Here is a 9,497-nt window from a genome sequence, read left to right on the forward strand (position 1 = left end):
CTGCCGTTACGGCGTCGCCGTCGCCAGCGACGCCTGTTCGGCGGCGAGCGAAACGCAGATTTTCCGCCGATGCAGACCGCGGATCGACCCGGTCACCTTGAGCACCTTGCCGGCCGTGCAGGAGGCGTCCTGCACGAACACGACCTCGTAAGGCGCAAGCGCCAAGGGTTCGGATTTGAGGATGGTCTGGGCAAAGCACGGCACAGAGACCGCAGAGATGATCAGCCCTAACGCAAAGCTACGCATGTTTGTTTGTCCACCAGCCCGGCGATCCCACAATAGCGCATCACGATGAAAGTTCCGTGCAATGCAGGAATTATTTTTTGCATTGCACGATCAGGCCTGAACGTCGGGTGAATGTAGGGGCGCGGGCAAGCGGCCGGCCAACAAAAAAGGCCGACCCGAGGGCCGGCCTTTCGATCTCGATGCGACGACGACGCAATCAGTAGCGGGAGCCCACCGGACCGCCCCAGCCGAAGCGGTAGTTGACCCCGAGCTTGACGGTGTGTTCGTCGTTCCGGAAGCTCGCGCCGACAATGTCGGCCGGACCGCTGGTGAAGGTGGTCTTGCCGAAATTGTAGTACTGGTACTCAGCCTTCGCCGACCAGTTCGGGGCGAACATGTATTCGAGGCCCGCGCCGACCGTGTAGCCGTCCTTGTGACCGCCATCGGTGGTGAAGGCCGCCGGCACGCCGCCGGCCGCCGCTGTGATGTTGTTGTTGTCGCGCCAGGCGTAACCGCCCTTGGCGTAGAGCAGCGCCGGACCCCAGGTGTAGCCGAGACGGCCGGTCACCGAACCGAGCTGGTCGGTATTGCCGGTCACGACCGTTCCGGCAGGGAACGTCAGGCCATTGTTCGAGGAGCTCGGCAGCCAGGAGTACTGCGCCTCGATACCCATCACCCAGTTGGGCGCGAACTGATAGTCGAAGCCGCCCTGCACGCCACCCATGAAGCGCGCGTCGCTGCCCATCAGATTGGTGCCGTCGGTGAACGCGCCGCCGACATGGCCGCCGATATAGAAGCCGGTCCAGTTGTAGATGAGCGCCGGGGCGGTATAGGGCGGCGGTGCCTTGGTATAGGTGCGGGCCGGCATGTCAGCCGCAAATGCCGGGCCCGCAAGGGCGGCCAGCGCGACTGTGCCGAGCAAAAACCTCTTCATCTCTGATCCCCGTTACGAACGCTGCGCTGTTAAGCCAAACAACGTGACGCCAATTAGGTTGCTTTGGGGCAATGCCTGACCTGTGATGTTTCCGAGCTGTGACAGGGTCGCAACAACGCCCGTTTGTTCCTTGGCACAGAAGGGTTTTTTCACCGGTTAAGCAGCCGTATTTCGGCTGTATGTAAGTCGCAAACGGCTAAGGTGAAGTTCAGCGCTCCCCGAAAAGTGATCGGAGTTCGCTAACGAACTGCTCAGGCTTGCTGCTGCGACAAGCCACCGCGTCAGCGCGCCATCTTTTCCAGTTCCGGAAATGCCGCGTAGGACGCGCCGGCGCAGGGCTCGGCGGCGTTGTCGAGGATGCGGTCGAGACGACCGTCGACGAACAGGACGCCGCGCTCCCGGGCCGGCCGGTAATTGCCGTCGGTATCCTTTGCGCTGTAGCGCAGGCAGACCACGTAGCGCAGCCGGCCGCCGACCGTGCGCTGCACCGGCTCGGCAATCCCGGCTTCGCGGACCCCGACCGGATTGTTCAGGTAGGTCCGCATGAAGGCCAGGATCTGGTCGCGGTACCGGTCCGGAAACGGCTGGTTGGCGACGCCGCGATCGTCGGTGAAAGTGGTCGAGCCGCCGCCGTCATCGCTGGTGAGGCAGCCGGCAAGCGGGATCGAGAGCAGCAGGATCGCCGCCAGTTTTGATGAGGTCCGTAAACGACGCTGTTTCATGAGTCCCCGGCCGCGTCTCATAAACCGCCAGGCGGGGAATTCGCAACTCGGTTGTTCCTGCCGAGCCGGCGCCCAGCGTCGCAACCGAAGCCCCGACGCACTCCGGCCCGCCGCCATTGGGGAAGCAATGGACGGACGGGCCGGTTCTGCATCCCAAGGGCGCAGCGGGGCAATGTGGATCGAACGACGCCCTTCGGATCAGGCTCAGCCGCGCTTGATCAGCCGCGCTTGGCCGGCGCGACGTGCTTGGTCGCGACCTTCGCATGGATGTGCTTGGTCGCATGCTTCGGCGCCTTCACCTTCAGCATGCCCATGTGCTTGTGGTGGCGGTGATGGCGATAGTGCTTGTGGTGCATCTTGGCGTTGGCGTTGCGCACCTTTGACGGCAGCTGCTCGCTCTTGATGACGGGGGCGGCCTTGGTCGCCGGGGCGGTCGTGGTCACCGGCGCGGGCGCAGCAGTCTTGCCGGCCTCAGCGGCGAGCGCGGGCGCTGCGATCACGGACATGGCGAGCAGCGCGGCGGAAATCGTCTTCAGCATGGTGGTCTCCTCTGCGGGATCGAGAGGTCTCCGGCCGGATGGTCGGCCTCACCGATCAATGCACGTGACCTTATGGGCCGCGCACTGAACCCGTTCTGAAGGGCGCTGACGGTATTCATTCATGTGAATGACATCTTGGTCATGTTGGCCGCCCCTGCCGGCCGATTGCGAGGATCACCCAATCGTGGGACCGGGCGGGAATGTTCTGCACCCTCGGGTGTTCAAGTCATCAGGCTTGGGTGTAGGATTACCGAGCACGATCAGGAACGATCAGGAGCAACCAGGAATGAGCAAGTCGCCGAAGTTTCTTTGGAAGTTTTTGGGCCTCGCAGTGCTCTCGATGACCCTCGCCGCCGGGCCGGTCATCTCGGCCTACGCCGCAGGCGGCGAAAATCCCTCCCCGCCGGCTTCCGACAGCGGCAGCAAGGGCAAGAAGGCGAAGAAGGACAAGAGCTCCGCGATCGACGATCAGAAGTTCCTGGCCGGCTATCACGCCGCCTATGCCACGATCTACGACAAGCACGACTATACCGCCGCGATCGAGCAGCTGAAGGCGCTCGGCCAGGATGACCGTGCCGACGTCGCCAACCTGATCGGCTATTCCTATCGCAAGCTCGGCGACTACAAGGTCTCGCAGGTCTGGTACGAGCGCGCGCTCAAGGCCGACCCGGCCCATGTGCGCACTTGGCAGTATTACGGCCTCTGGCAGGTCGAACAGGGCAACCGCGATCAGGCGCAATATCACCTGAACCGCATCGCCCAGCTCGCCGGCACCAGCAGCGACGAATATCGTTCGCTCGCCGCAGCGCTAGAGAAGCCCCCGGGTACCGGCCTGGTTTACTGAGCAAGCGAACCGTTCAAACATCGAGCCGGCGCAGTCACGACGACCGCGCCGGCTTTTTGCTGATCCGTAGGATGGGTAGAGCCAACGGCTCCGCGCAAAGCGCGGGCCGATGATAAACTCCGCGAAACCCATCATCTCACCGCGCGGACAGAATTGATGGGTTTCGCTTCGCTCTACCCATCCTACGAACTGCGAACCGTGCGCGCGATCTTACCGACTACGGCTGCGGCAGGTCGGCCATCCGTGCCACATAGGCATCGAGCACGTCGTCGGCGCTGTAGGCCTGGCGCGCCGCGAAATCATCGCGCAGGCCGAGCTTCGCCGACGTCCTGAGCCGTGCGGCGGTTGCTTCGGTCATGATCGGCTGCAGGCCGATCTCGCGCAGCCCCTCCGCGACGCCATCCATCTCGACCGCGCGGCGCTCGGCGTGCAGCACGTCGGTGCGCACGCACATATCGACGAATTTGCTGTAGCGCGTCGCATCCATCGGTTCGCAAATGCCACGCAGCGCCTCGCTGCGCACCCCGGCGAGCGAGGCGGCGGTCAGCGCCTCCACGATCAGCGCCTCCATGCCCTTGGTCACCACGCTGCGCAGCATCTTCACCGCCGCGGCGGTGCCGGCCTCCAGGCCGGCGAGCTCGACGGTGAAGCCCAACGGCACAAACAATTCGGCGAAGCGCGCGGCGCCGTCGCCCGAGCAGAAAGCGCCGCCGTTCGCCGCAACGGCATCGCCGACCAACCGCTTGGCCCTGGGCGTGGAGGCATTGAGATCGACCACCAGCATGCCAGGCCGAACCAGGCTGGCGATGGCCTCGCCGACCGGCACGGCGGTTGCGACGACGACCGCCGAGAACACAATGTCGGCACGCGCCATCAACGCGGACAGGCTGTCGACCAGTTCAACCCCGCATGTGGACGCCATGCCCCGGAACCCTTCCGAATATGGCGGACGATTGGTCTTGCCTGCGCAAAACACCAGCGGCGCGGGACCACCCTTGGCTGCGAGGTGTGCCGCGAAGCATTGCGCGGCCTCTCCGAAGCCGACAAAGCCGATCACCTGCTGGGTCATGCGAATGCCTTGCGTCATGTCGTGAGCGCGCCGTCGCGATCGCGCCCATCGCATGGCGCTCCGTCCGCGACCGGGGCCGCATCACAACCAGACTTAAGCAAGAACCGTGCCCTGCATCCGCGCAGCCATAGGATCGGTGGAGCGTCCCGAACCGGCTCGGGCCCGGCGAGATCCCCAGGATGACTGATAGTTACGGGTAGTGCTCGAGGCGCCGGTCGGGCTTTTGCGGACGGCTCGCGCCGACCGTGCTGCCGTCAGCGGCCTGCCCAGATTTTGCCGGGTGCGCGGCCTTCGCGACCGGCGGCCCGCCGTCGCCGGTCTGCTTGCTGGTGTTGATCGCCTGGCCGGTGGTGACGTTGGCGGCCTGCCCGGCTCCCGCTGAGCCGGCCGACGGACCGGAGCTCTGCGCCAACACGGTTCCCGATAGCACCAATGCCGCCATCAGTATTGCCGCGTTGACTGTCATGGAGGGGGCCTTCTGCGCACGAATGATGCACAGCAACGCGCCGCTGCCACGGACGTTCCCCCGGGGCCATCATTTAAGGTAAATGCAAGGCGAACTCCCGCGCCCCTGCCACGCCTCGGGCAGCAGCACACGGGCAGGTGCGGCTCAATCAGCCATGCGCCGCCGTCGGGCTGCGCAGCGCCGCCTCGCGATACTCGGCCCACGCCTGCCGCAGGATTTGCACCGACGAGGTCAGGAATATCATCGCCATCACGGCGGCGACCGCGAGATCGGGCCAGGCGGTGGCCGTTCCCCACACGCCGAGCGCGGCCACCATCACAATGAGATTTCCGATCGCATCGTTGCGCGAGCAAAGCCAGACCGAGCGGACATTGGCATCACCGTTCTTGTAGGGCAGCAGCAGCAGAACGGACGACAGATTCGCCGCAAGCGCCAACGTCCCTATCGCGCCCATCACCTCGGCCTTCGGCACACCGAGAATAAGAGTCTGGTAGACGGTCGAGCCGACCACCCAGAGCGCCATCAGGCTCAGCGAAGCGCCCTTCAGCAGCGCCGCCGACGCACGCATCCGCAGGCTTGCGCCGATCACCGCAAGGCTCAGTCCGTAGGTGACGGTATCGGCAAGGAAGTCGAGCGCATCGGCCTTGAGCGCCTGCGATCCGGCAAGCTGACCCGCGATCATCTCGGTCAGGAACATCGCGCCATTGATGGCAATGACGGTCCAGAGCACGCGCTTGTAGCGCGGATCGAGGCCGTCAAACACCAGAACGCCGCCCGAGCAGCCGCACGCATCAGCCGTGAGGTTGCGATCCAACGCCGGCGCGCCAGCCTTCTTCGGCAACGTCAGCGGCGGTGGCGCACAGCATTCGGACGTCTTCTGCTCGCAGCAATCGCTCATGGTTTGTCCTTCCAGACCACAGGATAAATCCACCCGTGCAACGCATTCAAGCCGATCCGCCTGGAACAGCTCTGCTTTGACGATCATGTCTTGCGCTCGTTGCTGCTGCCGGCTGCGTTTCAGCCGACAGCCCATCGCGCGCGGAGCGACGATACGGGTGTCACCTCACTTCGCCTTCTGAATCGCGGTGACGGTGTAGCCGCCGTCGCCCTCCTGGGCTTCGAACTTGATCTTGTCGCCGACCTTGACCTGTTTAAGCAGCGCGGGATCCTTGACCCGGTAGACCATCGTCATCGGCTCGTCCATGCCGAGGCTCTTGGCCGGGCCATGCTTGAGCGTGATCTTGCCCGCGCTCTCGTCGATCTTCTTGACCTCGCCGTTGATGGCTGCGGCCTGCGCGAAAGCGCCGCCGAATGTCAGCGCCAGCGCAGCTGCAGCTGCAATCCGGATCATCCTGTTCATCGTTGTCGTCCTTTCTCTCGTTGCTGGTTTCATTTCACGATGACGCGGCCGGTCATCCCGTAATCGCGGTGATCGGGGATCAGGCAGGAATATTCGAAGGTCCCGGCCCTGGTGAACTTCCAGACGATCTCCGCGGCCTTCTTGGGCGCGAGGCGGACGCCGTTCGGATCGTCATGCTCCATGTGCGGATGCTTCTTCATCACTTCGGCATGCTTCAAATTCTCCGCGGTGGTCGCGAGCAGGAATTCGTGATCCTCGGTGCCGGCATTCTTGATCACGAAGCGGATCTGTTCGCCGCGCTTGACCTCGATGCGGAACGGCGTGAACTCCATCTCCTTCATCTCGACCTCGACCGTGCGCGACGGCTTGCTCGGATCGCCGGGCTCGCCGGCCGAATAGGATTTGTGACCGTGTTTTTCGTGAGCGCGCGACGGCGCCGCGGTGATCGACAGCGCAACGAGGGCGATGCCGATCGTGGTGCGGTGATTCATCGGATTCTCCATTCTGAGTTTGTTGCTTGCGTTTCGTTGGACGGCGCATCGATCCGCTACATCTTCATTCCCTTCATCGATGGTTTGGCTTTTCGTTCGGGAGGAGCCGGCGGCTGACGCGCGGGCTCGGCAGTGGGCGCGTCAACCTCGTAGGCGACGGTGCCCGGCGGATAGTTGTAGGGGCCGGGATCGGCGTAATCGTCGCGGCCGAGCCCCTCGCGGATCTTCATCACCGTGAACATGCCGCCCATCTCGATCGGCCCGAACGGCCCCGTTCCGGTCATCATCGGCAGCGTGTTGTCGGGCGCGGGCATCTCCATGTTGCCCATCGCCATCCCGGTCGATCCCATCACCATCGCGTCCGGCGCGAGCTTGCCGACCGCCTTCGCCAGATCCTTGCGCGACACGCCGATGAAGTTGCGCACGTCGTGGCCCATCGCGTTCATGGTGTGGTGCGACTTGTGGCAGTGAAACGCCCAGTCGCCCGGATTGTCGGCGAGCATGTCGAACGCCCTGACGGAGCCGACCGGCACGTCGGTCGTGGTCTCCGGATATTGTGCGCTCTGCGGCACCCAGCCGCCGTCGGTGCAGGTCACCGCGAAATTGTGTCCGTGCACATGGATCGGATGGTTGGTCATGGTCAGATTGCCGATCCGCACGCGGATCCGGTCGCCAAGCCGGATCGGCATCGGATCGATGCCGGGATAGACGCGGCTGTTCCAGGTCCACATGTTGAAATCGGTCATCTCGTTGACCTTCGGCAGATAGGTGCCGGGATCGATGAGGTAGCTGCTCATGATGAAGACGAAGTCGCGATCCACGGGACGGAACGCCGGATCGCGCGGGTGCACGATGAACATGCCCATCATGCCCATCGCCATCTGCACCATCTCGTCGGAATGCGGGTGGTACATGAAGGTCCCGCTGTGCTTCAGCTCGAACTCGTAGACGAAGGTCTTGCCCGGCTTGATGTGCGGCTGGTTGAGGCCGCCGACGCCGTCCATGCCCGCGGGCACGATCATGCCGTGCCAGTGCACCGTGGTGTGCTCCGGCAGCTTGTTGGTGACGAAGATGCGGACCTTGTCGCCTTCGACCGCCTCGATGGTCGGTCCCGGCGCCTGGCCGTTATAGCCCCATAGATTGGCCTTCATGCCGTCGGCGAATTCGCGCACCACCGGCTCGGCGACGAGATGGAATTCCTTCCAGTCGCCGTTCATCCGCCACGGCAGCGACCAGCCGTTGAGCGTCACCACAGGCCGGTAGTCGGGCCCGCTCGACGGATGCAGCGGCGGCTGCATCACCGCCCTGTCCATGGTCGGCGCCTCCGGAATGGCGGCAGCCTGAACGCGGCCGCTGACCGCGCTTGCCGTGACCAGCGCCGCGCTCCCCAAAAATCCTCGACGTGAAAACATCTACGTCTCCTCTCAATGATCGCCGGCCGCAGGTGCGGTCGACGCGATGGCGGATGGTGTCGATGGCGCGGCCGCCGGGCCGCCGCCGTTGATTGCGGATTGCAGGTCGGATTGCGCCAGCCAGAAGTCACGTTTGGCGTCGATCGCCGCGCGCAGCGAGCCGAGCCGCAGCCGCGCTTCGGTCAGCAGCGCGAACACGTCGACCTGCATGCTGGAGAAGCGCAGCTGCATCTCCTCGGTGATGATCTGCCGCAGCGGCAACACCTCGCGCTGGTAGTGGCTCGCGATGTCGTAGGTCGAACGGTAGACGCGGTAAGCGTCGCGCGCCTCGGAGCGGACATTGATGGCCTTCTCGGTCAGGCGATTCATCGCCTGCCGGTAGGTCTCCGCCGCCTGACGCACCCGCACCTCGCCGCCGTCGAAGATCGGGATCTGGAACTGGACGTCGAAGCCGCGCTCCTTGAACGGCGGGCCTTCCGGATCGCGCGTCCGCCTGTCGATGCCGGCGACGTCGAGCAGCGTGACGAAGCGCGTGGCCTCGGTGAGATCGAGCGCCTTAGCAAGCGCGACGATCTCCATCCGCGCAATCTGCAGATCGACGCGACGACCGACCGCGGCGACCTCGATCGACGGCTGTTCCAGGGGCCGCTTCGGCAGCGGCGGGAGCTTGCTCGGAATCCGGAAGCCGAGATCGCCGTCCCAGAGCCCGAGTAGCCGCGCCAGCCGCTCGCGCGAGCTCGCCGCGTTCTGCCGCGCGCTGGCGAGATCGGCGGTGATCTCGGCGTAGAACACCTGTTCGCGGGCCTGGTCGAGCTTGTTCATGCCGCCGGTCTCGCCGAGTTTCTTGGCGAGCTGCGCGGTCGATTCGGCGGTCGCCTTTGCATCCGTCAGCAGCGCGACCGTCTCGTTCGCGGCGACAGCCGCGACATGGGCGCGCCGCACCTCGGCGGCGAGCCGCAAGGTGGCGAGCGCGGCCCTGAGCTGCGCCTGGCGGAAGCGTTCGCGCGCGATCTCGGAGCGCGCCGGCAGCGTCGCCAGCGCCAGGATGTCACCGACCACCTGCCGCTCGACCTCGCTGGCGCCGTTTCCGGTGATGCGGGAGACCGAGAAGGTCGGATTCGGCGGCAGGCTGTCGGCGACGAGATCGGTCTCCGCCAGCGCCAGCTCGTTATAGGCGGCCTGCAACCCCTTGTTGTTCAATAGCGCGACCCGGACGGCAGCATCCGCGGTCAGGTTGCGGGCGAGCAGCCGCTTCACTGCGGCATCGACGGTCGCGGCCTCGTCCGCCGAGCGAACGAAGGCAACGTCCTTGCCGATCGCCATTTCGGTCACATCGGAGACGACGCCCATCCCGCTGTCGGGCGAGAACGAGGCACATCCTGCAAGCGCGGATGTCAGCAGCAGGATCGGCGCAATGGCCAGATATCGCATGGCG

General features: G+C 64.9%; 12 protein-coding genes. 1 reads left to right on the forward strand and 11 read right to left on the reverse strand.

The features are described 5' to 3' along the window. Positions 1 to 6: 6 nt before the first annotated feature. From ACVIGB_RS12585 to ACVIGB_RS12600, 4 genes are all read right to left on the reverse strand, one after another. The gene (locus ACVIGB_RS12585; protein WP_050402822.1) at positions 7 to 246 is read right to left on the reverse strand and encodes a DUF6719 family protein; all 240 of its coding nucleotides are present in this window, start codon (positions 244 to 246) and stop codon (positions 7 to 9) included. A gap of 196 nt (positions 247 to 442) precedes the next feature. Beyond that, the gene (locus ACVIGB_RS12590) at positions 443 to 1,159 is read right to left on the reverse strand and encodes an outer membrane protein (protein ID WP_456722451.1); all 717 of its coding nucleotides are present in this window, start codon (positions 1,157 to 1,159) and stop codon (positions 443 to 445) included. A gap of 281 nt (positions 1,160 to 1,440) precedes the next feature. Further along, positions 1,441 to 1,881: a hypothetical protein gene (locus ACVIGB_RS12595; RefSeq protein WP_456722450.1), complete on the reverse strand. Its 441-nt coding sequence runs from the start codon at positions 1,879 to 1,881 to the stop codon at positions 1,441 to 1,443. A 218-nt stretch (positions 1,882 to 2,099) separates the two neighbouring features. After that, positions 2,100 to 2,420, reverse strand: a complete 321-nt coding sequence (locus ACVIGB_RS12600; RefSeq protein WP_456722449.1) for a His-rich protein BRANT — start codon at positions 2,418 to 2,420, stop codon at positions 2,100 to 2,102. Between the two features lie 286 nt (positions 2,421 to 2,706). Between ACVIGB_RS12600 and ACVIGB_RS12605 the strand changes: the two genes are divergently transcribed. After that, the gene (locus tag ACVIGB_RS12605) at positions 2,707 to 3,264 is read left to right on the forward strand and encodes a tetratricopeptide repeat protein (protein WP_092115103.1); all 558 of its coding nucleotides are present in this window, start codon (positions 2,707 to 2,709) and stop codon (positions 3,262 to 3,264) included. Positions 3,265 to 3,481: 217 nt separating this feature from the next. Here ACVIGB_RS12605 and ACVIGB_RS12610 read toward each other — a convergent pair whose 3' ends face one another. The 7 genes from ACVIGB_RS12610 to ACVIGB_RS12640 all read right to left on the reverse strand — a co-directional run bounded on the left by ACVIGB_RS12610 (position 3,482) and on the right by ACVIGB_RS12640 (position 9,493). Further along, complete coding sequence (locus ACVIGB_RS12610) at positions 3,482 to 4,351, reverse strand: DUF1932 domain-containing protein (RefSeq protein WP_456722448.1); 870 nt, start codon at positions 4,349 to 4,351, stop codon at positions 3,482 to 3,484. 172 nt (positions 4,352 to 4,523) lie between these two features. Beyond that, on the reverse strand, positions 4,524 to 4,799 hold the full coding sequence (locus tag ACVIGB_RS12615; protein WP_456722447.1) for a hypothetical protein: 276 nt from the start codon (positions 4,797 to 4,799) through the stop codon (positions 4,524 to 4,526). Positions 4,800 to 4,947: 148 nt separating this feature from the next. Continuing rightward, a complete protein-coding gene (locus ACVIGB_RS12620; protein ID WP_456722446.1) occupies positions 4,948 to 5,697 on the reverse strand; it encodes a cation transporter in 750 nt (249 codons plus the stop codon). 165 nt (positions 5,698 to 5,862) lie between these two features. Next, positions 5,863 to 6,159: a copper-binding protein gene (locus ACVIGB_RS12625; RefSeq protein WP_456722445.1), complete on the reverse strand. Its 297-nt coding sequence runs from the start codon at positions 6,157 to 6,159 to the stop codon at positions 5,863 to 5,865. 29 nt (positions 6,160 to 6,188) lie between these two features. Then, entirely contained in the window at positions 6,189 to 6,650 is a 462-nt protein-coding gene (locus tag ACVIGB_RS12630; RefSeq protein ID WP_456722444.1) for a cupredoxin domain-containing protein, read from the reverse strand. A 56-nt stretch (positions 6,651 to 6,706) separates the two neighbouring features. Then, complete coding sequence (locus ACVIGB_RS12635) at positions 6,707 to 8,062, reverse strand: multicopper oxidase family protein (RefSeq protein ID WP_456722443.1); 1,356 nt, start codon at positions 8,060 to 8,062, stop codon at positions 6,707 to 6,709. 12 nt (positions 8,063 to 8,074) lie between these two features. After that, positions 8,075 to 9,493: a TolC family protein gene (locus tag ACVIGB_RS12640; RefSeq protein WP_456722442.1), complete on the reverse strand. Its 1,419-nt coding sequence runs from the start codon at positions 9,491 to 9,493 to the stop codon at positions 8,075 to 8,077. Positions 9,494 to 9,497 lie beyond the last annotated feature (4 nt).

The sequence above is a fragment of the Bradyrhizobium sp. USDA 4341 genome (genome assembly GCF_054063755.1).

Excerpts from the sequence above, each read along its gene's own strand:
- ACVIGB_RS12585 (WP_050402822.1), bottom strand. The coding sequence starts at position 246 with ATGCGTAGCTTTGCGTTAGGGCTGATCATCTCTGCGGTCTCTGTGCCG.
- ACVIGB_RS12590 (WP_456722451.1), bottom strand. The coding sequence starts at position 1,159 with ATGAAGAGGTTTTTGCTCGGCACAGTCGCGCTGGCCGCCCTTGCGGGC.
- ACVIGB_RS12595 (WP_456722450.1), bottom strand. The coding sequence starts at position 1,881 with ATGAAACAGCGTCGTTTACGGACCTCATCAAAACTGGCGGCGATCCTG.
- ACVIGB_RS12600 (WP_456722449.1), bottom strand. The coding sequence starts at position 2,420 with ATGCTGAAGACGATTTCCGCCGCGCTGCTCGCCATGTCCGTGATCGCA.
- ACVIGB_RS12605 (WP_092115103.1), top strand. The coding sequence starts at position 2,707 with ATGAGCAAGTCGCCGAAGTTTCTTTGGAAGTTTTTGGGCCTCGCAGTG.
- ACVIGB_RS12610 (WP_456722448.1), bottom strand. The coding sequence starts at position 4,351 with ATGACGCAAGGCATTCGCATGACCCAGCAGGTGATCGGCTTTGTCGGC.
- ACVIGB_RS12615 (WP_456722447.1), bottom strand. The coding sequence starts at position 4,799 with ATGACAGTCAACGCGGCAATACTGATGGCGGCATTGGTGCTATCGGGA.
- ACVIGB_RS12620 (WP_456722446.1), bottom strand. The coding sequence starts at position 5,697 with ATGAGCGATTGCTGCGAGCAGAAGACGTCCGAATGCTGTGCGCCACCG.
- ACVIGB_RS12625 (WP_456722445.1), bottom strand. The coding sequence starts at position 6,159 with ATGAACAGGATGATCCGGATTGCAGCTGCAGCTGCGCTGGCGCTGACA.
- ACVIGB_RS12630 (WP_456722444.1), bottom strand. The coding sequence starts at position 6,650 with ATGAATCACCGCACCACGATCGGCATCGCCCTCGTTGCGCTGTCGATC.
- ACVIGB_RS12635 (WP_456722443.1), bottom strand. The coding sequence starts at position 8,062 with ATGTTTTCACGTCGAGGATTTTTGGGGAGCGCGGCGCTGGTCACGGCA.
- ACVIGB_RS12640 (WP_456722442.1), bottom strand. The coding sequence starts at position 9,493 with ATGCGATATCTGGCCATTGCGCCGATCCTGCTGCTGACATCCGCGCTT.